Genomic DNA, 25,059 nt, shown 5'->3' with positions numbered 1-25,059 from the left:
GCGGCTCAGGAAGGGGCCGCAATTCCAGAGGACGAATTACATACCAACTTAATCTTTTTCTAAAACTTTAGCTTTATTCATGCCTTACGATGACGACGGACTTGAACAACGGCCGTAAGGGCGGAAGCGGGAAAGGCATTTTGCCGGCCCGGCGAACCGTCGGCGGCGCATGCGACGCGGCGCGCGCGGCTGCGATCTCCGTTCGTTTCCGCCGGATCGCAAGGCTGTTCGTCCTGCTCTGGGCGGCCCTGCCGTTGTTCGCCGGTGCGGCGCATGCAGCGGGAGCGGCCGTGGAGCCATTGCTGCTGGGCTCCGCCACCACCAGCGCGACTCTGGCCGGCCATTTCGCCCGGCTGGTCGATCCTGACCGCAAGCTGGACTTCGCCGATGTTCTGAAGGCCGATGCCGACGGCGGGATGGAGCCGCGGGAGGATTTCCGCGGCGCCGGGCAGACCCGCGACATCCATTGGTACCGCTTCGACCTGATGCGCGCGCCCGGCGCCCCGGCCGACTGGCTGCTGGAAATGGGTGAGGCCTATATCGACCATCTGGACCTGTTCATTCTGAAAACTATCGGGCCAAAGGCGACGGCAGCGGCAAAGGCGGCGGGGGGCCGGCCGCAGGATCCCGCCGCCTACCGGCTGGTCCGGCTGGGCGATTTCGTCCCCTTCAGCCAGCGGCCGATGAAGACCCGTCTGCATGCCCTGTCGCTGACCCTTCCGGAGGGACAGCCGGTCTCGCTCTATCTGCGCGTCGATTCGGTCAGCGCCATCCGCCTGTCGGCGCGGGTGTGGGCACCCGCCGCCTATATCGGCCACCAGACGACCGATCTGTTGTTCCAGGGGCTGTTCCTGGGGGTGCTGGGCATTCTGGTCCTGGGCTATGTCGCGCTGGGCCTGCTGCTGCGCGACGGGGCGCTGCTGGCCTACACCGGCTATGTCGCCACCGTCTTCTGTTACTACCTGTTCGCCAACGGAATCGCCGCCACCCTGCTACCGGACCTGCCGGGCTGGTTCATGAACATGATGGTGGGTAGCACGGGCTTCTTGGGCTTTGCCGCTGCGCTGATCATGTGGGTTTATATCCTCGATCTGCGGACGTGGGCACCCTCGCTGCGCCGCTGCTACCAGGGGTTGGCGCTGCTGGCCGTGCTGATGCTGCCGTCGACGGTGTCCCCGCTCTACGCCCTGACCAACCCGATCGTGACGGTGTCGGCGCTGATCGTGGTGGTCATCGCGCTTGTGCTGACCGCGCGGATGACCTGGTTGAACCGCGGTGATCCGACTCCGCGCTTCTATCTTGCCAGTACCCTGGTATCGCTGAGCGGACTGACCATGGCGCAGATGATCCTGCGCGGTGTCCTGCCCGCCGACTTCTTCATCGCCGATCCCTATCAGGTCGCCTCGATGCTGGCGGTTCTGGTGCTGGGCACCGGTCTGGCCCTGCGCATCGGCCGACTGCAGACGGAACGGCTGCGCGCCCGCGAGGAATCGGCCTTCGCCACCAAGCGTGCGGAAGAGCAGCGCAGCTTCGTCGCCATGCTGTCGCACGAGTTCCGCACCCCGCTGGCCTCCATAGACAGCGCCGCACAGATGATCGAACTGTCGGGCGCGGTGGAGGCGCCGTCGGCGCTGACCCGGCTGCAGCGCATCCGCAACACCACCCGCAAGATGGCGGAACTGGTGGAACTGTTCCTGTCCGCCGATGCGCTGGACCAGGGGGCGCTGGCCCTGAAGCCGGAGCCGGTGGCGCTGGGCCAGCTGTTGGAGGAGGTTCGGGCCGGCCTGACCGGGACGGAGGCGGAGGAGCGTCTGCAACTTTCGGTGGAGGTCCCGGACCGCGTGCTTGTGGCCGACGCGCCGTTCCTGGGGGTGGCGATCGGCAATCTGGTGCAGAACGCGCTGCGCTACTCGCCTCCGGACACGGCGGTCCGGGTGAGCGCCGGCGATGATGGGGGCGTCGTCGTCATCCGCGTCGCCGACCAGGGCCGCGGCATGAGCCCCGACGAGGTGGAGCGCATCGGTTCGATCTATTTCCGCGCCTCATCCTCGCGCGGGACCAAGGGGTCGGGGCTGGGGCTCTACATGACGCAGAAGATCGTCGCCGCCCATGGCGGAACGCTGACGGTGGAGAGCGTGCGCGACGAGGGCTCCGTCTTCACCATCAGGCTGCCGGACGGCCGCGCTCAATTGTCGGTTCCCGGCAGGCTCGCCGCGCAATAGCGGCGGCGGTTCAGTAGAGCGACTTCGGAATCCGCTCGGCCAGTGACCGGTCATAGGCGTCGCCGCCCTCGCGCCCGGCGCTGGCCTCCGCCAGCAAGGCGCCTGTCGACGGCAGATCGCTCCGCGGCACCTGGGCCGCCGGATCCCACAGGCGGGAGCGCAGCAGGGCGCGGGCGCACTGGAAGAACACCGTCTCGATGGTGACCACCAGCACCGATTTCGGCGCCTTGCCGTCGACGGCGAAGCTGTCGCACAGCGTGGGGTCGGTGTCGATCACGGCGTGGCCGTTGACGCGCAGGGTCTCGTTCAGGCCCGGCACCAGGAACAGCAGCCCGACCCGCGGATCGGCCAGGATGTTGCGCAGGCTGTCGATGCGGTTGTTGCCGCGGCGGTCGGGGATCAGCAGGGTGCGGTCGTCGGCCACCCGGACGAAGCCCGGCCCGTCGCCGCGCGGCGAGGCGTCCAGCCCGTCCGGCCCGCTGGTGGCGAGAATGAGGAAGGGCGACGCCTCGATCAGCGCGCGGTAGCCGGGGGTCAGCGCCGGCACCTCCTTGGCGATGGAGGCCGCGGCCGGCTCGCCATAGAGGGCTTCCAGCGCGGCGAGGTCGGTGATCGGGCGGCTCATTTCGTATCCAGCAGGAAATAGACGAAATCGAGCACCGGAGTCGTCAGCCCGAACTGGCCCAGCAGCGTGTGCGCCTGTCCGCGATGATGGGTCTGGTGGTTGAAGACGTGGGTCAGGATTTGGGCGAAGGGCATCTCATAGGGCGTGCCGGCCATGCTGCGGTAGGAGAGGACCGACTCGAACCGCTCCGCCGGAGTCGCGGCGACCACGCGCAGGATGCGCTCGTCCTCCGCCTCGCGGGCGGCGCGCAGGCTGGCAAAATCGTCATGCAGGATCTCGTCGAGCGACGACGGCTTCGGCCCGCCGCCTTCGATCCGCTCCAGCCACACCCGGTCGGCGACCAGGATGTGGTTCAGCGTGCCGCACATCGAGCGGAAGAAGGCGCCGCGATCCTCGCGGAACTGCGCGTCGGACAGCTGGGCCGCGGCGTCGTACAGGCGGCGGTTGGCCCATCGGTTGTAGCGGGCGAGGGTCTCGAAATGCGGCTTGGGGTCCATGGGAAGCCTCTTACGGAGGAGTGAGGATCAAACCCCCGCGCGCTTGGCCGACAGGCCGGCGTGGGACAGCAGAACCTCGCGCTTGCCCTGGTGGTTGGCGGGGCCGACCACACGCTCGGTCTCCATCCGCTCGACCAGACGGGCGGCGCGGTTGTAACCGATCTGCAGCTGGCGCTGGATGAAGCTGACCGACACCTTGCCTTCACGCACCACGAGGTTGACGGCCTGCATGTAGAGGTCGTCGCCGGTCGCGGCCGGACCGCCCTCCTCGTCCTCCACCGCGGCGGTTTCCTCCTCCTCCTCGGTGATGGCGGTGACGTAGTTGGGGGCGCCCTGGGCCTTGACGTACTGGACGATCTCCTCGACCTCCGAATCGGAGACGAAGGGGCCGTGGACGCGGGTGATGCGGCCGCCGCCCTGCATGTACAGCATGTCGCCCTGGCCCAGCAGCTGCTCCGCCCCGGCTTCGCCGAGGATGGTGCGGCTGTCGATCTTGCTGGTGACCTGGAAGCTGATGCGGGTCGGGAAGTTGGCCTTGATGGTGCCGGTGATGACGTCGACCGAGGGACGCTGCGTCGCCATGATCAGGTGGATGCCGGCGGCACGCGCCATCTGGGCCAAGCGCTGGATCGCCGCCTCGATCTCCTTGCCGGCGACCAGCATCAGGTCGGCCATCTCGTCGACGATGACCACGATGTAGGGCAGCGGCGTCGGTTCCGACGGCGTCAGGTCGAAGACATTCTCGGGCTCTCCCGGCGCCGGGGTGCGGCGCGGCATCTTCTCGCCGGCAGCGATCATCTCCGCCATGCGGGCGTTGTAGCCCTCGATGTTGCGGACGCCGAGCTTGGACATCGCCTCGTAACGGCTTTCCATCTCGCGCACGGCCCAGCGCAATGCCACCACCGCCTTCTTGGGGTCGGTGACGACGGGGGTCAGCAGGTGCGGGATGCCGTCATAGACCGACAGCTCCAGCATCTTGGGATCGACCATGATGAAACGGCAGCGCTCCGGCGGCAGCCGGTAGAGCAGCGACAGGATCATGGTGTTGATCGCCACCGACTTGCCCGACCCGGTGGTGCCGGCGACCAGCAGGTGCGGCATGCGGGCGAGGTCGGCGACCACCGGCTCGCCGCTGATGTCCTTGCCGAGAGCGATGGCGAGCTGGGCCGTGGTGTTGCGGAAGGCGTCGTGGTCGAAGCTTTCGCGCAGATAGACCATCTCGCGCACCGGGTTCGGCAGCTCGACGCCGATGACGCTGCGGCCGGGGACGATGGCGATGCGGGCGGTGACCACGCTCATCGAGCGGGCGATGTCGTCGGTCAGGTTGATGACGGTCGCCGACTTGGTGCCGGGCGCCGGCTCGAACTCGTACAGCGTCACCACCGGGCCGGGGCGGACGTCCATGATCTCGCCGCGGACGCGGAAGTTCTTCAGGACGGTTTCCAGCATCCGCGCGTTGCGGGCCAGCACCGATTCGTCATGCTGCAGGACCGGGCGCGGCGGCGGGTTCTGCAGCAGCGCGACGGCGGGCAGCGAATAGACGGCGGGATATTCCACCGGCTCTGCCGGAGCGGCGGGCGCGGCCGGCGCGCAGGGAACCGCCGCCGGGGCGGGAGTTGCGGCGGCGGCCGGTGCGGCCTCGCACGGGGCGGCGGCGGGCGCTTCGGCCTCCGCCGGATCGCGCGCCTCATAGGCCCATTCGACGCCCGACAGGAAGGCGAAGCCGGCGACCACCGCCAGCGCCTCGTCCGACAGGTTGGTGGAATAGACGGTGCCGGCGCGCGGCGTGCCGGGCAGGACCTCCACATCCCACATCACGCGGCCGTCGGGGCGCGGGTTGGGGACGAGGTTGAAGGGGCGGCCGTTCAGCGCGCACCACAGATTGAACTCGTCGGCGGTCACCACGCCCGCCTGGGTGGGCGGGGCGGCGAGATGCGGCATACGCGGGGTCATGCCGAGGCTCCCGGCTTCTGAACGGTGAGGGGGATTGGACCGGAGGAAGAACCCGGCGCCGGGGAGTGCATCGGAGGCCGCGCCGCCAGTTCGCGCGGCGTCATCTCGTAGGCGGCGACCAGCAGCTTGTCGATGCTGACCCCATCGCTGGACATCGGCAGAACCAGCCGTTCGAAGCTGCGGGTGCGTCCGCCGAAGACGGCGGTGTGGACACGGGCGACGGGCAGCCGTTCACGGCGCACCGTCTCGTATTCCGGCTGCAGCAACGCCCGCTGTTCGGGCGGCAGATCGTCCAGCGTGGCGCCAAGGCGCGACTGGCCGAAGGCGGCGGCCAGCGCCCTGCCGTAATAGGAATAGACGAAGGTGCCGGATTCCTCCCCGATCACCTCGAACACCGCGATGTTGTCCTTCCACGGCCGCAGATCGGCCGGGGCGATGCTGCTGGGGACCGGCGGACGGCCGGCGACGGATTTGGTGAGCCAGAATTCGAGCAGGCCGCTGAGATACGGCGTCGCCAGCTCGGTTCTTTCCTTGGTCATGACAATCGCAGCTGGACGGGCGGCGCTCCCGCGCGATGATGCCGCCGGAGCTTTCAAGAGCCGCCCGAACCATACCCGCAAGGGCCGGTGCGGCGCAACCGCAAGGGCTAAGCCCGGCAGCGGCGCCGCAGTCCTGCATCCATCCGCGCGTCGCTACGCCGCGCAGGTGACGCCGGTGCCGCCCAGCCCGCAATAGCCGTTGGGATTCTTGGCGAGATACTGCTGGTGGTAGCCTTCGGCGAAGTAGAAGGGCGGAGCCTCGCGGATCTCGGTGGTGATCGGGCCGTAGCCGGCCTGGGCCAGCCGTTCCTGATAGGCGGCCAGCGTCGACTCCGCCGCCGCCTTCTGGGCGGGGCTGTGGGTGTAGACGGCCGAGCGGTACTGGGTGCCGACATCGTTGCCCTGGCGCATGCCCTGGGTCGGGTCGTGCGATTCCCAGAAGACGCGCAGCAGGTCCTCGACCTTCACCATCGCCGGGTCGTAGACGACGCGCACCGCCTCGGTGTGGCCGGTGCGGCCGGAGCAGACCTCTTCATAGGTCGGATTCGGGGTGTGGCCGCCCTGATAGCCGACGGCGGTCACCCAGACGCCGGGAAGCTGCCAGAATTTGCGCTCCGCCCCCCAGAAGCAGCCGAGCCCGAGGTCGATGACCTCCAACCCCGGCGGGTAGGGGCCTGTCAGGCGATGGCCGTTGACGTGATGCTGTTCGGGAACCGGAACGGGTTGGCTGCGGCCGGGCAGCGCCTCCTCCGGCGTCGGCAGCGTCGCCGGCTTGCGCAGAAAATGCCCCAGCATGGTCGGGTCTCCCATCAGTGACGATCCTGTGGATCGATGACGATCCGTTGGAGTGACCACTTATGTCGGGTGGAGTCCGGGCCGCGGCAAGGTGGCGCAGGGGAAGAGGATGGGGGGATGGCGTGAACCTTCACCCGGTTCCGCGCGTTTGAACATGCAGAACGCTATGCCCAAGTTTTGAAAAAGGTCAAGAAGGAGAGCCATCATGGCCAGCACCACAGACGACCGCCTCATCCAATCGCTGATCGACCGTGGCCGCCGCAACGGCAACCGGCTGAGCGCCGAAGCGCTGGGCGAGATCCTGCCCGTCGATACCATGACGCCGGAGGAAACCGCCGCGGTGATCGAGCGGGTGGAGGCTGCCGGCGTCGAGGTCGAACTGGACGATTCCCGCCTGATGCGGGGCCGGCCCAATCCGGCACTGGCCCGCCAGCGCGGCGACTATCACCGTGGCGACGGGGTCGTCGATATGGCGAATCCGGCGGCTCCCGCGGTGTCGGCGCCGGGTGCCATTCCCTCGCGCCATGGCTGGGCCGACGACATCGCGGACGGACATGCCGGCGGCCATCACGGCAATGCGCCGACCTGGATGCGTGACGGCGTGGAACTGCTGCCGCTGGCCTCCATGGCCCTGGTTGCGGTGGTGTTGATCGCGATGCTCGGTTAAGCCGCCTCAGCCTGCCGTCAGCGCGTGGATGAGGATGGCTGCGGTGGCGGCGACGTTCAGCGACTGGACCCGCCCGCTGCCGGGAATGGTCAGCACCGCCTCGCAGGCCGCCAGGGTGGCCGGCGGGATGCCGTCCTCCTCGTTGCCCAGAATGACGGCTGGCGGCTTGGCAGTCCGTTCGCCGCGCCAGCCGGTCAGCGCGCCGGCATCGACCGTCGGCCGGGTCTGGTCCAGCGCCGTTCCGAACACCCGGTGGCTGGCACGCAGACGCTTCAGCATGGCCGGCAGGGTGGGGGCGCGCTCCAGCGCCACCCACTCGAACCCGCCCTCGGCCACGCGATAGGCGGCCTCCGACGGCAGGGCCTGACCGGGATGGTCCGACACCAGGACGCGGGGCAGGCCGAAGAAGGCGGCGGTGCGCAGGATGGCGCCGAGATTGTGCGGGTTGCCGACCCCGTCGAGGATCAGCAGCGGTTCGGACGCCCGGCGCGCGGCCTCCGTGTCGAACAGCGGCAGCGTCCGCGGCGCCATCAGCGCCACCACCCCGCCATGCAGCACGGTGCCGGCGACCTTCGCCAGTTCGTCCGCCTCCACCATGCGGTAGGGCTTGCGGGCCGCCGCCATTGCCTTGCAGTAGGCGCCAACCGCCGGCTTCAGCCGCTCGTCGAAGAACAGGCGCTCGACCCGCTCCGGCTCATGGGCGAACAGGGCGGAGACGGCGGCCAGACCAGCGACGCGGAACAGCTTGCGCGATTCGGTGGGCTCCGGGGCTGACGGAGCGGACGGGATGGCGGGGGCGGCGATCCGGGAACGGGCGCGGCTGGGATGGGGCGGGCGCCCGCGCGGAGGCATGGAGGTCCTGTCTGTCTGAAAGGAAGTGGCGGCTTACAGCAGCTTTACCACCAGGAAGCCGCCGATCAGCGCCACCGCGAACACGCTGGTGACCAGGGTCAGCCGCTTTTCGATGAAGGCGCGGATCGGCGGGCCGAAGAAATACAGCAGCGCCGCCACCAGATAGAAGCGGATCGACCGCGAAATGATCGACGCGCCGATGAACACCCACAGCGGCAGATGCGCCACGCCGGCGGTGATGGTCAGCAGCTTGTAGGGGATGGGCGTCATGCCCTTGATGATGAGGATCTCCGCCCCGTACTCGACGAAGGTGTGGCGCAGCTGTTCGAACTTGTCGGTGAGGTGATAGAAGTCGATCACCCAGCGGCCGATCGTCTCGTACAGGAAATAGCCGATCATGTAGCCGGCGATGCCGCCGACGACGGAGGCCAGCGTGCAGATCGTCGCCAGCTTCCACGCCGCCTTGCGGTTGGCGATGACCATCGGCACCAGCAGAAGGTCCGGCGGCAGCGGGAAGAAGGAGCTTTCGGCGAAGGAGACCCCGGCCAGCCAGGCCGTCGAATCCTTCGACGCGGCCTTGGCCATCGTCCAGTCGTAAAGACGCTTCAGCATGAATGGGCCGTCCTTCGTCGCTGCCGTTGCGGTGCACGAGGCATCTTTTAGGCGCGACGGTCCCGGTGCGCCAGTGTCCAATTCGACCGCCCCCGGACAGGGTGAAGTCCTCCGGAGGCGTTAGCCCGTTCCGGCGGACTCCTCTCCGGACTTCTCTCCCCTGGGCTTTTCTTTGGGAGTTTCGTCCTTCAGCACCTCGTCCAGCCAGCGCAGGTGCGGCTCGGCGGCCTTGCGCGCCTCTTCCTGGGTCTGGCGGTAGCGGGCGACCACCTCCTGGCCCAGCGGGGTCAGGCCGGCGCCGCCGCCTTCACGCCCGCCGACGCTGGTGCGGATCACCGGCTCGCGGAAGGCGGTGTTCATCGTCTCCACCAGGAACCAGGCGCGGCGGAAGGTCATGTCCAGCGAGCGCGCGGCGGCGGAGATCGAGCCGGTGCGGTCGATGGCCTCCAGCAGGGCAATCTTGCCGGGGCCGATGGCGCCCGACGGGTGCAGGAAGCGGACACGAAGGTCGGCGGGCATGGTGGTCCGTTGCGAATCCGAAAGGGATGGGAACAACCATGTGGGGTCCGCCCCACCGGTTCAAGCGGCAAGTGGGGCGAACCCTGTTCCGCGCGCCCTGCTCCGCGGTCCTTACTCCGCCCCGGCGGCCTCGGCGAGGCCCAGGAAGGCGGGCAGGTCGTGGGTGATGACATAGGTGGGGATCGGGGCCAGGAAGTCGCGCATACGGCCCTTTTCCGTGAAGCGCTTGCGGAAGCGGGAGTGGGTGAACAGCGTGCCCAGCTTCGGAGTGATGCCGCCGGCGATATAGACGCCGCCGCGCGCGCCCAGCGTCAGGGCGAGGTTGCCGGCGACGGTGCCCAGCATGGCGCAGAACATCTCCACCGCCTCCACGCAATGGGGTTCGCTGCCGTTGAGCGCGTTGTCGGCCACCTGCGCAGGCGTAAGGGCGGCCGGTTCCCGCCCGTCCAGGATCGACAGTGCGCCGTAGAGGTTGACGAGGCCCGGCCCGGACAGCACCCGCTCGGCCGAGACATGGTCGAAGCTCTTGCGCAGCTGGCCCAGCACGGCGCTCTCGCGGTCGCTGATCGGCGCCATGCTGACATGACCGCCTTCGCCCGACAGCGCGGTCCAGCGGCCGTTGGCGCCCGGCACCAGACCGGACACGCCCAGACCGCTGCCCGGCCCAAGCACCCCGACGACGGCCCCCGCCTGCGGCGCGCCGTCGCCGATCTGGCGCCGGTCCTCCTCCGCCAGACGCGGCACCGACAGGGCGACGGCGGTGAAGTCGTTGATGACGACCAGCCCCTCCAGCCCCAGGGCGTCGCGCACCCGGTTGACGGAGAACTGCCAGACCAGATTGGTCATGGCGATGTGGTCGCCGGTGACCGGCCCGGCCACCGCGAAGGCGCCGCGCCTCGGCCGGCCGGGGGTGCCGACCGCCGCCAGCCCGACCGCCGCCAGATAGGCGCCGGCCGCATCCTCGATCGAGGCGTAGTCGGCGCAGCGCAGTACGCGGGTGTCGCGCACGATCCTGCCGTCGATCAGGCCGAAGCGGGCATTGGTGCCGCCGATGTCGGCGACAAGGATGGGAGCCGGGGTGGAGGAGAGATCGGCGGCCATGGATCCGGGTCTGCGTTGTTGGTGGGCCGAGCGGACGCTCGAATGATGGGTCGGGCGGATGCTCGATTATGGACCGAGCGGATGCTCAGGTGACCGGAAAGTCATACGGTGCGCGGGTCAGCGCGTCCACATAGCTTTCACGCCACCAGCTGATGTCGTGCCGCCGCAGGGTCTGCATCAGGGCGGCATGGCGTTCCTTGCGCTCGCCCAGCGGCATGGTCAGTGCCCGCTGCAGCGCGTCGCCGACGCCCTCGATGTCGAAGGGGTTGACGATCAGCGCCTCGCCCATCTCGTGGGCGGCGCCGGCGAACTGCGACAGCACCAGCACGCCCGGATCGTCGGCGTCCTGGCAGGCGACATATTCCTTGGCGACGAGGTTCATGCCGTCGCGCAGCGGCGTCACCAGCCCGACATTGGCCAGCCGGTAGAAGCCCGCCAGCACGCGCTGGCCGAAGCTGCGGTTCAGATAGCGGATCGGCTGCCAGTCGAACTCGGCGAATCGGCCGTTGATGCGGCCGGCCATCTCCGACAACTCGCGGCGGATGGCGATGTATTCCGGCACATCCTCGCGCGAAGGCGGGGCGACCTGCAGGAAGGAGACGCGGTTGCAATGCTCCGGATAGCTCTCCAGAAGCTGCTCGAAGGCGGCGAAGCGCTGCGGCAGGCCCTTGGAGTAGTCGAGCCGGTCGACGCCGATGATCAGGCGGCGGCCGACCAGGCTCTCGCGCAGACGTTCGGCCTGCCGCGAGCGGCCGGCGGTGCGGGCCAGGCTCTCCAGCGCCTCGGTGTCGATGCTGATGGGAAAGACCTTCGCCAGCAGGGTGCGGCCGAAGGCGCGGATCGTCGCCGTCCCGTAGGCGCCGCGCTGCTCCACCGTGCCGTCGGTCTCGGTGCGGATATAGTCGCAGAAGCCGCGCAGGTCGGTGGCGGTGTGGAATCCGACCAGATCGTAGGCGCACAGCTCGCGGATCAGGTCGCGGTGGTTGGGCAGGGCGGTCAGCAGTTCCGGCGGCGGGAAGGGCGTGTGCAGGAAGAAACCCATGCGCTGCGAACAGCCGCGCCGGCGCAGTTCGTCGCCGAAGGGGATCAGGTGATAGTCGTGGACCCAGATCATGTCGTCGGTGCGCAGCAGCGGCTCCAGCTTGTCGGCGAAATAGGCGTTGACCCGCTCGTATCCTTCGCGCGTGCGCCGGTTTACCGAGATCAGGCCCAGCCGGTAATGGAACAGCGGCCATAAGGTCTGATTGGCGAAGCCGTTGTAATATTCCTCGTGGTCGCGGCGGCCCAGGTCCAGCGTGGCATAGGTCAGCTTGCCGGCCTCCGTCCGGGTCGGTTCCGCCTGCGACTCGCCGTCGACGACCTTTCCGCTCCACCCGAACCAGATGCCGCCAGTCTTCTTCAAGGCCGCGAGGATGGCGACGGCGAGACCGCCGGCCGCCTGCTTGCCCTCTTCCATCAGGGCCACCCGGTTGGATACGACGACGAGCCTGCTCACGATGTTCTTCTCCTTATTGGCCGCCGGCAGGGCGTTCCGCAGCCCGCGAGGTCCGGCTGTCCTGGCGGACACCCTTTGCGGGACCACTACGAAACGACCGTGGGCGGGCTTGGTTCCGAGCGCCGGCCGTCAAGCTCAAGACGCTGGTCCGAAGGTCCGGCGCTCCCTGTCCTTTGGGGCGGATCACTCCACGAACGGCCATGCTGCATCGCAACATAGCATGCCTAGGCGCTATCCGGTTCGCGATACCTCCAACTGCGGTTAACGTAATGTAATGAATAAGAAATTCTTTTTTGGGCTTGAAGCCGGCCGGGGTCGCGTTCATATTGTGCAGTGCGGCAACGGTCGCGCCTCGGCGTGGAAGTTGGCGTAACGCACTTCTTGGGCGTTTCCTCCCTAGACTGAGGCCGCGGGTCCGCCCGCGGCCCTTTTTTTGTGCGAATGGCCCCCGGTTCCGGCGCGAAGGCGCGCCTGCCCGGAAGACGCCGCAGCGGTGCCGAGCCGAAGCTTGGCCCTGACGTGATAAGGCGAAACTGTGGCAGAGACGGGGCAATGGTCCCTTGCCGGCGCCTCATCCGCCGATCAGCGCGGACCCAGTCCGTGCGGCGGCAGCAGGCCCAGCGTGTCGACCAGTTCGGTCATGTGGCGGGCGAGAACGTCCAGGTAGGGCAGGCGCGTCAGCGCCGCCTCGTCCATGTAGAGGTCGCGGGCGATTTCGATCTGCAGCGTGTGGATGCCCTGGCGCGGCCGGCCGTAATGGCGGGTGGTGTAGCCGCCGGCATAGGGATTGTTGCGGCTGACGGCATAGCCCAGCCCGCACAGGTAGGCCTCCGCCGCGTCGATCACCGCCGGGGCGCAGGCGTTGCCGAAACAGTCGCCCAGCACGATGTCGGGATGGCTGGCGCCGCGCCCGCCGCCCCGTCCGTTGCCCCGCCGTCCATCGGTGGCGGCGCCGGCGGACGGCATGGAGTGGCAATCGATCAGCAGCACGTGGCCGAAGGCGTCGCGGGTTGCGTCGACCAGCTGGCGCAGGGCGTTGTGATAGGGGGTGTAGCAGCGGCTGACCCGGTCCAGCGCCTCGGCGAAGCGCAGCTTGCTCTTGTAGATGTCCTCGCCGTTGGCGACCACGCGGGCGATGGTGCCCAGCCCCGCCGCCACCCGGGGCGAGCGGGTGTTGACATAGGCCGGCAGCGGATCGGCGAACATCTCCGGGTCCAGCTCGTAGGCCTCGCGGTTGACGTCCAGATAGGCGCGCGGGAACAGGGCGCGGATCAGCGGCACGCCCAAACCGGGGGCGAAGGCGAAGATCTCGTCGACAAAGCAGTCCTCCGACTTGCGCAGCGCGCGGGCATCCAGGCGGGAGGAGGCGAGAAACGCGGCGGAATAGGCGTTCCCGCTGTGCGGCGACGCCAGCACGAGCGGCAGCCTCTGGCTCTGCGGGGCCAGGATTTCGAAGGCCGGGGCATTTGGCGGCGAAGCGGCGGCGGCCGGATCGGTTCCGGCGCCGGCGTCGCGCTGCGCGTCGAAGGAGGCGTCCATGGTCGAATGATGTAATGGACGGTGGCCCCCGTGTCACGGGACCTCTGTCACGGGATCGGCAGCCGCTCTATCGCTGGCGGATAAAAAAAGCGGGAGTGGTCATGAAAGGTCTTGCGTGTCGGCAAGGAGGTCGGTATACACCCGCCCACGCCGGACGGAACGACGCCAAGCGCTTCGCCACCGGCCGCTACAGTGGGCGGTTAGCTCAGCGGGAGAGCACTACGTTGACATCGTAGGGGTCACTGGTTCAATCCCAGTACCGCCCACCATTCTGAAGGCCGCGAACCGGAACGGGTTCGCGGCCTTCTCCATTTTGGCGCTTCCGCACCCCCACGGGCGCTGCATATCTGCACTCCGCCCGCTCGGTTCGCTTCCCTCGCCAAGCCCCCTCGCCAGATCCTTCCCTGCGCCGTACCATCCGGTTCGCAAACAAAGCATTGGGAGGATTCTTCATGCCTGTCCGTACCCTGCGCCGCCGCGGCCGGAGCATTGCCGCCGCCGTCGGCGCGGTTCTGGTCTGTGCCGTCGCCGCCCTGTCGCCCACCGGAGCCTCGGCGCAGACGGCCCCCGCCGCACAGGCCGCCGGCACGGCAACCGAGACGTCGCGCCTGGACGCCGTCCTGTCGGCCGGCACGCTGCGCGTCGGCACCACCGGCGACTACAAGCCCTTTACCTATTTGAATCCGCAGACGCAGAAGTTCGAGGGTATGGACATCGACCTTGCCGAGGCCATGGGCAAGGCGCTGGGCGTCAAGGTCGAGTTCGTGAAGACGACATGGGGCACCCTGCTGCCCGACCTGCTGGCCGACAAATACGACATCGCCGTCGGCGGTGTTTCCGTGACGCTGGAGAGGCAGAAGAAGGCGCTGTTCTCCGATGCGCTGATGCGTGACGGCAAGACGCCGATCACCCGCTGTGAGAACAAGGACCGCTTCCAGACCGTTGCCGACATCGACAAGCCCGGCGTCCGCCTGATCGTCAATCCGGGCGGCACCAACGAGAAATTCGCCCGCGCCCACATCCACACTGCCCAGATCGAGGTGCATCCGGACAACGTCACCATCTTCGACCAGATCGTCGCCGGCAAGGCCGACCTGATGATCACCGACGCGGTGGAGACCCGGCTTCAGCAGAAGCTGCATCCGGAGCTGTGCGCCGTCCATCCGGACAAGCCCTTCGACTTCTCGGAAAAGGCCTTCCTGCTGCCGCGCGACATCGTGCTGAAGCTGTGGATCGACCAGTGGCTGCATCGTGCCGTCGCCACTGGCGAGTATCAGGCGGTGTTCGACCGCTGGCTGAAGTAGCCGGCCGGAGCCATGCGGATGCCGTTGCGCCGATTCCGTGCGCGGCGGCATTCCATGGGGCTGGCCATCTGTCCGGCCATTAAATGGAGTGAGCCGGCAAATATGGGTAAAGCCGGAGGTTCAGCCAGGAGCATGGTGTAAAAGCATCAAGGGCCCGGCGATTGCTCGCCGAGCCCTTGATCGATTTGGTGGAGCCAAGGAGGATCGAACTCCTGACCTCTACAATGCCATTGTAGCGCTCTCCCAGCTGAGCTATGGCCCCTTTAACTCTGGGGGCCGGTCGTTTCCGTCCGGCCTTGGTGGAGCGGGATAATAGTCAGGCGGTGGAGTGATGCAAGCGGAAAATTCGTCCTTTCCCGCTTTTTTTCACCACCCCGCCGGACCTCCCGCCCCCACCGGAAAGCGGTCCGCGGGAAGGGCGCCGGTCAGCGCTCCTCCTCGTCCTCGCCTTCGACGTCGACGACCTCGTCCATGTCGTCCTCGCCCAGTTCGGACGTGTCCTCGATCAGGACGTCATCCTCATCCTCGGTGGCGTCGTCGGCTTCCTCGATGTCGTCGACGGACATGTCGTCCTCGACGTCCTCCAGCTCCGTGGTCTCGGTCTCGGTCTCGGCCTCTTCCTCGTCCTCCGCCACGGCGACCACCTTCTTGGTGTCGTCGGCCGGGGCCGGACGGGCCTTGCGGGACTTCAGCAGAGCCTCGGGATCGAACTGCGCGCCACAGCTCGGGCAGACCGGCGGGTCCTTGCGCATGTCATAGTAACGAGCGCCACAGCTCGGGCAGATGCGCTTGACGCCCCATTCGGGTTTGGCCACGCCACGTCCTCCGTCACAAAAATCAGGGGGTTCTCAAGAGGCGCCCTTTGCCATGCCCGGCGGCGCTTGTCAAAAAAAAGATGAAGCGGCCCGGTGATCGCCGTACCGCAGCGGTAGCGGGAAAGAGGTATCCCGGCCGGGCAGGGGTTGCCTTTACAGAGCGTTAACCATAACTCGCTAGAACGGACCTGCACAGTGTGCAACTCCTCCATTTGGTTTCCTCCTTGAACTCGGGGCCGCCTTCGGGCGGCCTCTTTTCATTGGCGCCAAGCGGTATTTGCCGGCCCTCTCGCATCGGGGCGGGGGCTGTGATAGGAACGGCGGCCACAACCGCTTCCCGTTCCGATCCGAAGGACCCGTCCCATGACGCATGCAAGGCCGCTGCGCTCCACCACCACCGGCGCGATCCGGGGCAGCATCCGCGTTCCCGGCGACAAGTCGATCTCGCACCGGTCGCTGATGCTGGGCGCCATCGCGGTGGGTGAGACGGTGATCCACGGCCTGCTGGAGGGGGAGGACGTCCTGCACACCGCGGCGGCCATGCGCCTGCTGGGGGCGGAGGCGGAGCGGAACGACGACGGTGTCTGGCGCGTGCGCGGCGTCGGGCTGGGGGCGTTGCAGGAACCGGCGCAGGTTCTGGACATGGGCAACAGCGGCACCGCCGCCCGCCTGCTGATGGGTCTGGTCGCCGGCCACCCGATCACCTGCGTCTTCACCGGCGACGCCTCGCTGAACAAGCGCCCGATGGCCCGCGTCACCAAGCCGCTGGAGGAGATGGGAGCCCGCTTCGTCGGCCGCTCCGGCGGGCGGCTGCCGCTGACCGTGGTCGGCAGCGGCGATCTGGTCCCGATCACCTACCGCCTGCCGGTGGCCTCCGCCCAGGTCAAGTCGGCGATCCTGCTGGCCGGCCTCAACACCGCCGGCGCCACCACGGTGATCGAGGCGGAGCCGACGCGCGACCACACCGAACTGATGCTGCGCCATTTCGGCGCAACCGTGACGACCGAACGGCTGGAGGACGGCGCGCTGGCCGTCACCGTCGTCGGCCAGCCGGAGCTGACCGGCCGTACCATCCATGTGCCGGCCGATCCCAGCAGCGCCGCCTTCCCGGCGGTCGCCGCCCTGCTGCGGCCGGGCTCGGACCTGCTGCTGAACGACGTCGGCATGAATCCGCGCCGCACCGGTCTCTACGACACGCTGGTGGAGATGGGGGCCGACATCGCCTTCGAGAACCGCCGTGACCAGGCGGGCGAGCCGGTGGCCGACCTGCGGGTGCGCCACAGCGCGCTGAAGGGCGTGGTGGTTCCGGCCGACCGCGCGCCGAGCATGATCGACGAATACCCGGTCCTGGCCGCCGCCGCCGCCTGTGCCGAGGGCACCACGGTGATGCTGGGGCTGAAGGAACTGCGGGTGAAGGAGAGCGACCGCCTCGCCATGGTGGCGGAAGGGCTGACCCGCTGCGGCGTGTCGGTGGAGGTCGGCGCCGACGACAGCCTGACGGTGCACGGCACCGGTGGAACGGGGAAGGGACCGAAGGGCGGCGCCACCGTCCTCACCGCCATGGACCACCGCATCGCCATGAGCTTCCTGGTGCTGGGCATGGCGACGGAAGAGCCGGTGTCGGTCGACGACGGCGCCTTCATCGACACCAGCTTCCCCAGCTTCGTCGGGCTGATGAACGGGCTCGGCGCCAAGATCGGTGAGGCGTGAGGCGATGACACAGCCGCTTTCCAACCAGGAGTCTTCGGCCAAGGCGGTCGTCGTCGCCATCGACGGCCCGGCCGCCAGCGGCAAGGGCACCCTGTCGCAGCGCATCGCCGATGCCTTCGGCTTCGCCCATCTCGACACCGGCGTGCTGTACCGCGCGGTCGGCGTGTCGGTGCTGCGGGCCGGCGGCGATCCGGCCGACAATGCGGCGGCGGCGCGCGCCGCCTACGAACTGCACCCCGAACACCCCATCCTGCAGGAGGTGGCGCTGCGCACCGACGAGGCGGCGCAGGCGGCCAGCAAGGTGGCGGCTGTGCCGGAGGTTCGGGCGGCTCTGCTCGACTTTCAGCGGCGCTTCGCCACCCACCCGCCGGGCGGCGCGCCGGGGGCGGTTCTGGACGGGCGCGACATCGGAACGGTGGTCTGCCCCGATGCCCAGGCCAAACTGTTCGTTACCGCTTCGGTGGAGGTCCGGGCCGAACGGCGACTCAAGGAGTTGCAGAGACGGGGGATTCCGGCTATATCCTCCGATGTCCTGGAGGACATGAAGGCTCGTGATGCGCGCGACAGCCAGAGAGCGGTGGCCCCGCTCCGTCCGGCTGCCGACGCTTTTGTGCTTGATACGTCCGCTCTCGATGCCGATCAGGTGTTCTCGATGGCGGTCGCCCACATCGGTTCGAAAACCGGTCTGAAGCCCACGGCGTAACGCCGCCGCTTCCGACTTCCGTTGACGGGCCGCCGGTGGCGGCGCGAACGGGTCCGACTCCCTCCAAGGAAAACCATCAACCAAGTCGCCGGGCGTGGTGCCCGGCGCGGCGGTTCGGTCGAGGTTCCACCCGTTTTGCCGCGGGAGGGACCGGAACGGGGCCGCTTTCGCGCCACCTTTAGGAGTTTCAATGGCACAGTCACTGGCCCGCACGGTCGAAAAGGAAAGCTTCGCGTCTCTGCTTGAAGAGTCGCTGGGCGCGGCCGAGTCGCTCGAAGGTACGGTCGTCAAGGGACGCGTCGTCGCCGTCGAGAACGACATGGTCACCATCGACGTCGGTCTGAAGTCGGAAGGCCGCGTCGCGCTGAAGGAATTCGCCGTTGCCGGCCAGCCGCCCGAGCTGAAGGCGGGCGACACCGTCGAGGTCTACCTCGAGCGGATGGAAGACAAGAACGGCGAGGCGATGCTGAGCCGTGAGAAGGCGAAGCGCGAAGAGGCCTGGGCCCTGCTGGAGAAGTCGTTCAACGACCAGACCCGCGTCACCGGCGTCATCTTCGGCCGCGTCAAGGGCGGCTTCACGGTCGACCTGTCGGGCGCCGTGGCCTTCCTGCCGGGTTCGCAGGTCGACATCCGTCCGGTCCGCGACATCTCCCCGCTGCTGGGCACCCCGCAGCCGTTCCAGATCCTGAAGATGGACCGCTCGCGCGGCAACATCGTCGTGTCGCGCCGCGCCGTGCTCGAAGAGAGCCGCGCCGAGGCCCGTTCGGAGCTGGTGGCCAACCTCAAGGAAGGCCAGATCCTCCAGGGCGTCGTCAAGAACATCACCGACTACGGTGCGTTCGTCGACCTGGGCGGCGTCGATGGCCTGCTGCACGTCACCGACATCGCGTGGCGCCGCATCAACCATCCGTCGGAAGCCCTGCAGATCGGCCAGACTGTCACGGTCCAGGTCATCCGCTTCAACCCGGAAACCCAGCGCATCAGCCTGGGCATGAAGCAGCTCGAAGCCGACCCGTGGGAAGGCGTCGAGGCCAAGTATCCGGTCGGCGCGAAGTTCAAGGGCCGCGTCACCAACATCACCGACTACGGCGCCTTCGTGGAGCTGGAGCCGGGGATCGAGGGCCTGGTCCACGTGTCGGAAATGTCCTGGACCAAGAAGAACGTCCATCCGGGCAAGATCGTGTCGACTTCGCAGGAAGTCGAGGTCATGGTCCTGGACGTCGATCCGCAGAAGCGCCGCATCAGCCTCGGCCTGAAGCAGTGCCTGGACAACCCGTGGGAGACCTTCACCGACAAGTTCGGTCCTGGCACCGAGCTGGAAGGCGAAGTCAAGAACATCACCGAGTTCGGTCTGTTCGTCGGCCTGCCGGGCGACATCGACGGCATGGTCCACATGTCCGATCTCGACTGGAACAAGTCGGGTGAAGAGGCGATCGCCGAGTACAAGAAGGGCGACCGCGTCAAGGTCAAGGTTCTCGACGTCGACGTCGAGAAGGAGCGCATCAGCCTCGGCATCAAGCAGCTGGCCAGCGATCCGTTCGAGTCGGCCACCGCCGGCCTGAAGAAGAACGAGGTCGTGACCTGCACCGTGACGCAGGTGACGGACGGCGGCATCGAAGTGACCGTCGGCGAGGGCTACACCGGCTTCATCCGCAAGTCGGACCTGTCCCGCGACCGTTCGGAACAGCGCCCGGACCGTTTCGCCGTCGGCGAGAAGGTCGATGCCAAGGTCACCCAGATCGACCGCGCTTCCCGCCGCATCTCGCTGTCCATCAAGGCCCGCGAGATGGAGGAAGAGAAGCAGGCGATGGCCGAGTTCGGTTCGTCCGACTCGGGCGCCTCGCTGGGCGACATCCTGGGCGCCGCTCTGAAGCGCAAGCAGCAGAACGACGAGTGATCGGCTGACGCCATCCTCCGCCGCGGCGACGTGGTGGAGGAGGCTCGCGATCTCCCGGAAGGGTAAGAGAAAGGCCGCGTCCCGCTTGGGGCGCGGCCTTTCTCGTTGTTCCGTCCGGTTGTTACCGCTGTGGCTCCGGGCTGCGGGTCAGGGACGTGATGCTGTCGTCATAGCGGAATTCGGGCATGTCGCGGACGCTGGCGGCAGTCACCTCGCGCAGGCGGATCGCCTCGCTGCCGGTGCGCAAGTCGGCCAGGGTCAGGTCGGCCGCGATGTCCTTGCCGCCGAAGCCCAGAATGCCGCCGGAGTGGATGACGATGTATTGGGCCTCGCCCTTGTCGTCGAGGATCACGTCGGTCACGGTGCCGATCTTCGACCCGTCGGCGCCGACGACGCTGCGGTTCATCAACTGATCGACGCTGGGACCGGTCTTGCGCTCCACCGTGGCGCCGACGGCCGGAGTCGAGCCGTCGATGATGACCGTCTGTCCGGCCGCCCCCTGCGGAGTCGCCATGCCGACCAGCAGTGTCAGCGCAGGCAATGCAAACCACATCTTGTGGGTGATCTTCAGCATGGGCGCCTCTCCTCCCCCAGGGTCGCGTGGGATCCACCTTGGCTCCATGCGCCTCAACCGGGATCGCATGAAATAGTTGCGGGTCAGCTGCCACTACCCCTCTTCCGTGCCGAACCCTCGGCGAAACAGCGGCGACTCGGGGCGGGAAAGACGGGCCTTTTCGAGTCGCCCCCTGGATTCCGGTGGCTTGGTCCGAGTCGCCCCACGGCGAATCGGTGGTGGGTGCAACGGCATATTAGCAACAACATGTTGATTTTCACCGCAAGGAAGCTCTGGCGGTCGGGCGCGTTTTGCGCTCTAATCGGGGGGTACCGCGGTCATCTCCAGCACCGGCGGCCATTCGAGTGCCCACAGTTGGTGCCGTCCGGCCGCGATGCGGCCCAATCGCCGCCTCCTCAAAAATTTGCTTGGCGGGCGGGAACAGGATCCCCGGTAACGGGTTGAACACCACAAGCCCAAGGTTTTGAGGGGTTCGGTCATGTCAACCACAATATCTAGCAGAGTGGGGCTTGCTTGCCCCCGTCGCGCTGGCTAGGATGCGGCCCACGTGACCCGGCCGGCCTCAAGCGGCGGCCCCGGTCCCGGCAGCACAGCGGCGACGGCGGACAGTCGGGCAAGAGGCCCCTGTTTGTACGGCGCCATCTGCGTTGCCGGGCCGGACGGCGGCAGAGACCGCCGGCCGCTCTGATCGGGACGGGTCGCACCACATTTCCATTCGAGCGCGCCGCGGCGTGCTCCAAGCAGGGGACAGTGTCATCATGCGGATCGAGCGTCGTTTCACGCACGAAGGTCAGGACGCCTACGCCAGCCTCGGTTTCCGCCAGGCGACCAGCGAGATCCGCAACCCGGATGGGACGATCGTCTTCCAGCAGACCGGCATCGAGGTGCCGGACAACTTCTCGCAGGTCGCCAGCGACATCCTGGCCCAGAAGTATTTCCGCAAGGCCGGCGTCCCCGCCGCGCTCCGCGCCGTGGAGGAGAACACCGTTCCGTCCTGGCTGTGGCGCAAGGAAGCCGATAGCGAGAAGCTGGCCGCGCTGCCGAAGGAAAAGCGTTTCGTCGGTGAGCATTCGGCCAAGCAGGTCTTCGACCGCCTGGCCGGCACCTGGACCTATTGGGGCTGGAAGGGCGGTTATTTCGACACCGAGGCCGACGCCCGCAGCTTCTTCGACGAGATGCGCTTCATGCTGGCCGCCCAGATGGCGGCCCCGAACAGCCCGCAGTGGTTCAACACCGGCCTGCACTGGGCCTACGGCATCGACGGCCCGAGCCAGGGCCACTTCTACGTCGATTTCAAGACCGGCCTGCTGACCTCGTCCGCCTCGGCCTACGAGCATCCGCAGCCGCACGCCTGCTTCATCCAGTCCGTCGCCGACGATCTGGTGAACGAGGGCGGCATCATGGACCTGTGGGTGCGTGAGGCCCGCCTGTTCAAGTACGGCTCGGGCACCGGCTCCAACTTCTCCCGCCTGCGCGGCGAGGGCGAAAAGCTGGCCGGCGGCGGCAAGTCGTCGGGCCTGATGAGCTTCCTGAAGATCGGCGACCGCGCGGCCGGCGCCATCAAGTCGGGTGGCACCACCCGCCGTGCGGCCAAGATGGTCACGGTGGACATGGACCACCCGGACATCGAAGGCTACATCGACTGGAAGGTGAACGAGGAGCAGAAGGTCGCGGCGCTCGTGACCGGCTCCAAGATCTGCCAGAAGCACCTGACGGCGGTGATGGCCGCCGCCCAGTCGGGCCTGGACCCGAAGGAGAACAAGGAACTCAAGAAGGCGATCCTCGCCGCCCGCAAGGATCAGGTGTCGGAGAACTATATCCAGCGCGTGATCCAGTTCGCCGGCCAAGGCTTCACCTCGATCGAGTTCAAGACCTACAACACCGACTGGGATTCGGAAGCCTACCTGACGGTCTCCGGCCAGAACTCCAACAACTCCGTGCGCATCTCCAACGAGTTCGTGCAGGCTGTGCTGGACGATGCCGACTGGAACCTGATCGGCCGCACCAACGGCAAGGTGGTGAAGACCGTCCGCGCCCGCGACCTGTGGGACAAGGTCGGCTATGCCGCCTGGGCCTGCGCCGATCCGGGCGTGCAGTTCGACAGCACCATCAACGAGTGGCACACTTGCCCGGCCTCGGGGCGCATCAACGCCTCGAACCCGTGCTCGGAGTACATGTTCCTCGACGACACCGCCTGCAATCTGGCGTCGCTGAACCTGATGTCGTTCCGTCTGAAGGACGGCTCCTTCGACGTCGAGGCGTTCGAGCATGCCTGCCGGCTGTGGACCATCGTGCTGGAAATCTCCGTGCTGATGGCGCAGTTCCCGTCGAAGGAAATCGCCCAGCTCTCCTACGAGTTCCGCACGCTGGGCCTCGGCTTCGCCAACCTCGGCGGCCTGCTGATGGCGTCGGGCCTGTCCTATGACTCGGACGAGGGCCGCGCCTACTGCGCCGGCATCTCCGCCGTCATGACCGGCGTCGCCTATGCCACCTCGGCCGAGATGGCGCAGGAGCTGGGTCCGTTCCCGGGCTTCGAGGCCAACCGCGACCACATGCTGCGGGTCATCCGCAACCATCGCCGCGCCGCCAACGGCGAGATGAACGGCTATGAGGGGCTGGCGGTCGAGCCGGTGCCCTTCGTCGCCGACCTCTGCCCGGACCAGGAACTGGCGCTCGCCGCCGTCCGCGTGTGGGACGAAGCGCTGGAACTGGGCGAGGCCCACGGCTACCGCAACGCCCAGGCCACCGTGGTCGCCCCGACCGGCACCATCGGCCTGGTGATGGACTGCGACACCACCGGCATCGAGCCCGACTTCGCCCTGGTGAAGTTCAAGAAGCTGGCCGGCGGCGGCTACTTCAAGATCGTCAACCGGCTGGTGCCGGAGGCGCTGAAGACGCTCGGCTACACCCCGGACCAGATCGAAGAGATCGCGCTCTACGCCGTCGGCCACGGCACGCTGAAGAACGCGCCGGGCGTCAACCACGAGTCGCTGAAGGCCAAGGGCTTCACCGACGAGCTGCTGGAGCGTCTGGAAGGCAACCTCGCCACCGCCTTCGACATCAAGTTCGTCTTCAACCGCTGGACCATCGGCGCCGATTTCTGCACCCAGACGCTGGGCATCCCGGCCGAGACGCTGGACGCACCGGGCTTCGACCTGCTGAGCCACATCGGCTTCACCAAGGCGCAGATCGAGGCGGCCAACACCTTCTGCTGCGGCGCCATGACGCTGGAAGGCGCGCCCTTCCTGAAGGACGAGCACCTGTCGGTGTTCGACTGCGCCAACCCCTGCGGCCGCATCGGCAAGCGCTTCCTGTCCTGGGAATCGCACATCACGATGATGGCGGCGGCGCAGCCCTTCATCTCCGGCGCCATCTCCAAGACCATCAACATGCCGAACACGGCGACGGTCGACGAGTGCAAGGACGCCTACCTGATGTCCTGGCGCCTGGGCCTGAAGGCGAACGCGCTGTACCGTGACGGCTCCAAGCTGAGCCAGCCGCTGCAGGCCGCCCTGCTCGATGACGAGGAGGATGGCGAGGCGGTCGAGGCGGTGATCGAGGCGCCGGCCGCAGTCCGCGCCCAGATGGTCACCGAGCGCATCGTCGAGAAGGTGATCGAGCGGGTGGTCGAGCGGAAGAGTAGCTCGCGCGAGCGTCTGCCGCACCGCCGCAAGGGCTACACCCAGAAGGCCAATGTCGGCGGCCACAAGGTGTATCTGCGCACCGGCGAGTATGAGGACGGCCGCCTGGGCGAGATCTTCATCGACATGCACAAGGAAGGCGCCGCCTTCCGGTCGCTGATGAACAACTTCGCCATCGCGGTGTCGATCGGCCTCCAATATGGCGTGCCGCTGGAGGAGTTCGTGGAGGCCTTCACCTTCACGCGCTTCGAGCCGTCGGGCATGGTGACCGGCAACGACACCATCAAGATGGCGACGTCGATCATCGACTACATCTTCCGCGAGATCGCCATCTCCTACCTGAACCGCACCGATCTGGCCCACGCCACGCCGGAGGATCTGGTCCCGTCGACGGTCGGCAGCGGCGACAAGCAGGGCGACCTGCCGGACACCCCGGTGCAGCCGTCGGACATCGTCCGCCGCATCGCGTCGACCGGCTATGTCCGCAACAACCTGCGCGTCCTGCATGGCGGCCAGACGGGCGGTCAGGTCCAGCGGGCCAGTGCCGCGGCGGCCTTCGCCGCCACCGGCACCGACACCGCTGCCGTGAGCGTCACGGCGTCGGCCGTCACCCAGGCTTCCGCCCAGACGGCCATGGCGGCCAGCCCGGCGGTCGCCGCCGCCACCGCCCAGGGCCATGTCGCCGCCACCGCGGCCACTGGCACGGCCTATGGCGGCAGCACCAGCGATCAGCGCTTCGACCGCATCCGCGAGGCCCGCGCCCGTGGCTACGAGGGCGACCCCTGCGGCGAGTGCGGCAACATGACCCTGGTCCGCAACGGCACCTGCCTGAAGTGCGACAGCTGCGGGTCGACCACCGGCTGCAGCTGATCCTGCACGGAGCGCTCCCCGGGAGCCTCGCCGGGCGATGAACGACGAAGGGGAGGGCGCGGGAAACCGCTCCCTCCCTTTTGCTTGTGTGCAAACAAATTTGCTGCGCGCTGTTTGGAACCATTCTCG

20 protein-coding genes and 2 tRNA genes are annotated in these 25,059 nt (G+C 67.8%); 8 read left to right on the top strand and 14 right to left on the bottom strand.

What is annotated here, in order from left to right; translation table 11 throughout:
* Window positions 1-140 precede the first annotated feature (140 nt).
* Window positions 141-2,222, top strand: a complete 2,082-nt coding sequence (locus tag PWS46_RS11740; RefSeq protein ID WP_434615264.1) for a sensor histidine kinase — start codon at window positions 141-143, stop codon at window positions 2,220-2,222.
* Between the two features lie 10 nt (window positions 2,223-2,232).
* On the opposite strand, the gene PWS46_RS11735 is transcribed toward PWS46_RS11740, so the two are convergent.
* The 5 genes from PWS46_RS11735 to msrA form a co-directional block, all read right to left on the bottom strand.
* Complete coding sequence (locus tag PWS46_RS11735; RefSeq protein WP_434615261.1) at window positions 2,233-2,847, bottom strand: pyridoxamine 5'-phosphate oxidase family protein; 615 nt, start codon at window positions 2,845-2,847, stop codon at window positions 2,233-2,235.
* Complete coding sequence (locus tag PWS46_RS11730) at window positions 2,844-3,344, bottom strand: DinB family protein (protein ID WP_434615258.1); 501 nt, start codon at window positions 3,342-3,344, stop codon at window positions 2,844-2,846. Before PWS46_RS11730 ends, PWS46_RS11735 begins: the two co-directional genes overlap by 4 nt.
* A gap of 27 nt (window positions 3,345-3,371) precedes the next feature.
* On the bottom strand, window positions 3,372-5,297 hold the full coding sequence (locus PWS46_RS11725) for a DNA translocase FtsK (protein WP_434615255.1): 1,926 nt from the start codon (window positions 5,295-5,297) through the stop codon (window positions 3,372-3,374).
* Window positions 5,294-5,836, bottom strand: coding sequence for a PAS domain-containing protein (locus PWS46_RS11720; protein ID WP_434615252.1), 543 nt, complete (start codon window positions 5,834-5,836; stop codon window positions 5,294-5,296). Before PWS46_RS11720 ends, PWS46_RS11725 begins: the two co-directional genes overlap by 4 nt.
* A 153-nt stretch (window positions 5,837-5,989) precedes the next feature.
* A complete protein-coding gene (gene msrA, locus PWS46_RS11715; protein WP_434619983.1) occupies window positions 5,990-6,631 on the bottom strand; it encodes a peptide-methionine (S)-S-oxide reductase MsrA in 642 nt (213 codons plus the stop codon).
* A gap of 205 nt (window positions 6,632-6,836) precedes the next feature.
* On the opposite strand from msrA, the gene PWS46_RS11710 reads away from it, so the two are divergent.
* Entirely contained in the window at window positions 6,837-7,298 is a 462-nt protein-coding gene (locus PWS46_RS11710; protein WP_434615249.1) for a hypothetical protein, read from the top strand.
* A gap of 6 nt (window positions 7,299-7,304) precedes the next feature.
* Here PWS46_RS11710 and PWS46_RS11705 read toward each other — a convergent pair whose 3' ends face one another.
* The 6 genes from PWS46_RS11705 to PWS46_RS11680 all read right to left on the bottom strand — a co-directional run bounded on the left by PWS46_RS11705 (window position 7,305) and on the right by PWS46_RS11680 (window position 13,416).
* The gene (locus tag PWS46_RS11705; protein WP_434615246.1) at window positions 7,305-8,150 is read right to left on the bottom strand and encodes a TrmH family RNA methyltransferase; all 846 of its coding nucleotides are present in this window, start codon (window positions 8,148-8,150) and stop codon (window positions 7,305-7,307) included.
* Between the two features lie 33 nt (window positions 8,151-8,183).
* Complete coding sequence (locus tag PWS46_RS11700) at window positions 8,184-8,762, bottom strand: YqaA family protein (RefSeq protein ID WP_109085039.1); 579 nt, start codon at window positions 8,760-8,762, stop codon at window positions 8,184-8,186.
* A 120-nt stretch (window positions 8,763-8,882) separates the two neighbouring features.
* Window positions 8,883-9,281 carry a winged helix-turn-helix domain-containing protein gene (locus PWS46_RS11695; protein ID WP_434615242.1) on the bottom strand — a complete coding sequence of 133 codons (399 nt, stop codon included), beginning with the start codon at window positions 9,279-9,281 and terminating at the stop codon, window positions 8,883-8,885.
* Between the two features lie 111 nt (window positions 9,282-9,392).
* On the bottom strand, window positions 9,393-10,382 hold the full coding sequence (locus tag PWS46_RS11690) for a glucokinase (RefSeq protein ID WP_434615239.1): 990 nt from the start codon (window positions 10,380-10,382) through the stop codon (window positions 9,393-9,395).
* A gap of 85 nt (window positions 10,383-10,467) precedes the next feature.
* On the bottom strand, window positions 10,468-11,877 hold the full coding sequence (gene otsA / locus PWS46_RS11685; protein ID WP_434615236.1) for an alpha,alpha-trehalose-phosphate synthase (UDP-forming): 1,410 nt from the start codon (window positions 11,875-11,877) through the stop codon (window positions 10,468-10,470).
* 582 nt (window positions 11,878-12,459) lie between these two features.
* On the bottom strand, window positions 12,460-13,416 hold the full coding sequence (locus tag PWS46_RS11680) for an N-formylglutamate amidohydrolase (protein WP_434615233.1): 957 nt from the start codon (window positions 13,414-13,416) through the stop codon (window positions 12,460-12,462).
* 194 nt (window positions 13,417-13,610) lie between these two features.
* On the opposite strand from PWS46_RS11680, the gene PWS46_RS11675 reads away from it, so the two are divergent.
* Both PWS46_RS11675 and PWS46_RS11670 read left to right on the top strand, forming a co-directional pair.
* Window positions 13,611-13,685, top strand: a tRNA-Val gene (locus PWS46_RS11675).
* Window positions 13,686-13,868: 183 nt separating this feature from the next.
* The gene (locus tag PWS46_RS11670; RefSeq protein ID WP_434615230.1) at window positions 13,869-14,720 is read left to right on the top strand and encodes a transporter substrate-binding domain-containing protein; all 852 of its coding nucleotides are present in this window, start codon (window positions 13,869-13,871) and stop codon (window positions 14,718-14,720) included.
* A gap of 186 nt (window positions 14,721-14,906) precedes the next feature.
* Here PWS46_RS11670 and PWS46_RS11665 read toward each other — a convergent pair.
* Both PWS46_RS11665 and PWS46_RS11660 read right to left on the bottom strand, forming a co-directional pair.
* A tRNA-Ala gene (locus PWS46_RS11665) sits at window positions 14,907-14,982 on the bottom strand.
* A gap of 163 nt (window positions 14,983-15,145) precedes the next feature.
* Window positions 15,146-15,535, bottom strand: a complete 390-nt coding sequence (locus tag PWS46_RS11660; protein ID WP_085090353.1) for a TIGR02300 family protein — start codon at window positions 15,533-15,535, stop codon at window positions 15,146-15,148.
* A gap of 363 nt (window positions 15,536-15,898) precedes the next feature.
* On the opposite strand from PWS46_RS11660, the gene aroA reads away from it, so the two are divergent.
* The 3 genes from aroA to rpsA all read left to right on the top strand — a co-directional run bounded on the left by aroA (window position 15,899) and on the right by rpsA (window position 19,845).
* Entirely contained in the window at window positions 15,899-17,245 is a 1,347-nt protein-coding gene (gene aroA, locus PWS46_RS11655; RefSeq protein WP_434615227.1) for a 3-phosphoshikimate 1-carboxyvinyltransferase, read from the top strand.
* 4 nt (window positions 17,246-17,249) lie between these two features.
* Window positions 17,250-17,948, top strand: a complete 699-nt coding sequence (gene cmk, locus PWS46_RS11650; RefSeq protein ID WP_434615224.1) for a (d)CMP kinase — start codon at window positions 17,250-17,252, stop codon at window positions 17,946-17,948.
* Between the two features lie 190 nt (window positions 17,949-18,138).
* Window positions 18,139-19,845, top strand: coding sequence for a 30S ribosomal protein S1 (gene rpsA / locus PWS46_RS11645; protein WP_042694362.1), 1,707 nt, complete (start codon window positions 18,139-18,141; stop codon window positions 19,843-19,845).
* 121 nt (window positions 19,846-19,966) lie between these two features.
* On the opposite strand, the gene PWS46_RS11640 is transcribed toward rpsA, so the two are convergent.
* Entirely contained in the window at window positions 19,967-20,419 is a 453-nt protein-coding gene (locus PWS46_RS11640) for a PRC-barrel domain-containing protein (RefSeq protein WP_085090350.1), read from the bottom strand.
* A 758-nt stretch (window positions 20,420-21,177) separates the two neighbouring features.
* Here PWS46_RS11640 and PWS46_RS11635 point away from each other — a divergent pair.
* Window positions 21,178-24,930 carry a vitamin B12-dependent ribonucleotide reductase gene (locus tag PWS46_RS11635; RefSeq protein ID WP_434615220.1) on the top strand — a complete coding sequence of 1,251 codons (3,753 nt, stop codon included), beginning with the start codon at window positions 21,178-21,180 and terminating at the stop codon, window positions 24,928-24,930.
* Window positions 24,931-25,059 lie beyond the last annotated feature (129 nt).

It is taken from the genome of Azospirillum sp. B2RO_4 (assembly GCF_051124815.1).
In the GTDB taxonomy this organism is placed as follows: domain Bacteria; phylum Pseudomonadota; class Alphaproteobacteria; order Azospirillales; family Azospirillaceae; genus Azospirillum.
Note: the sequence above shows the minus strand (reverse complement) of the source record. Positions and strands in the feature narration are given on the sequence as shown.

Coding starts and splice junctions, on each gene's coding strand:
- PWS46_RS11735 (WP_434615261.1), bottom strand. CDS start 2,847: ATGAGCCGCCCGATCACCGACCTCGCCGCGCTGGAAGCCCTCTATGGC.
- PWS46_RS11730 (WP_434615258.1), bottom strand. CDS start 3,344: ATGGACCCCAAGCCGCATTTCGAGACCCTCGCCCGCTACAACCGATGG.
- PWS46_RS11725 (WP_434615255.1), bottom strand. CDS start 5,297: ATGACCCCGCGTATGCCGCATCTCGCCGCCCCGCCCACCCAGGCGGGC.
- PWS46_RS11720 (WP_434615252.1), bottom strand. CDS start 5,836: ATGACCAAGGAAAGAACCGAGCTGGCGACGCCGTATCTCAGCGGCCTG.
- msrA (WP_434619983.1), bottom strand. CDS start 6,631: ATGCTGGGGCATTTTCTGCGCAAGCCGGCGACGCTGCCGACGCCGGAG.
- PWS46_RS11710 (WP_434615249.1), top strand. CDS start 6,837: ATGGCCAGCACCACAGACGACCGCCTCATCCAATCGCTGATCGACCGT.
- PWS46_RS11705 (WP_434615246.1), bottom strand. CDS start 8,150: ATGCCTCCGCGCGGGCGCCCGCCCCATCCCAGCCGCGCCCGTTCCCGG.
- PWS46_RS11700 (WP_109085039.1), bottom strand. CDS start 8,762: ATGCTGAAGCGTCTTTACGACTGGACGATGGCCAAGGCCGCGTCGAAG.
- PWS46_RS11695 (WP_434615242.1), bottom strand. CDS start 9,281: ATGCCCGCCGACCTTCGTGTCCGCTTCCTGCACCCGTCGGGCGCCATC.
- PWS46_RS11690 (WP_434615239.1), bottom strand. CDS start 10,382: ATGGCCGCCGATCTCTCCTCCACCCCGGCTCCCATCCTTGTCGCCGAC.
- PWS46_RS11680 (WP_434615233.1), bottom strand. CDS start 13,416: ATGGACGCCTCCTTCGACGCGCAGCGCGACGCCGGCGCCGGAACCGAT.
- PWS46_RS11670 (WP_434615230.1), top strand. CDS start 13,869: ATGCCTGTCCGTACCCTGCGCCGCCGCGGCCGGAGCATTGCCGCCGCC.
- aroA (WP_434615227.1), top strand. CDS start 15,899: ATGACGCATGCAAGGCCGCTGCGCTCCACCACCACCGGCGCGATCCGG.
- cmk (WP_434615224.1), top strand. CDS start 17,250: ATGACACAGCCGCTTTCCAACCAGGAGTCTTCGGCCAAGGCGGTCGTC.
- rpsA (WP_042694362.1), top strand. CDS start 18,139: ATGGCACAGTCACTGGCCCGCACGGTCGAAAAGGAAAGCTTCGCGTCT.
- PWS46_RS11640 (WP_085090350.1), bottom strand. CDS start 20,419: ATGCTGAAGATCACCCACAAGATGTGGTTTGCATTGCCTGCGCTGACA.
- PWS46_RS11635 (WP_434615220.1), top strand. CDS start 21,178: ATGCGGATCGAGCGTCGTTTCACGCACGAAGGTCAGGACGCCTACGCC.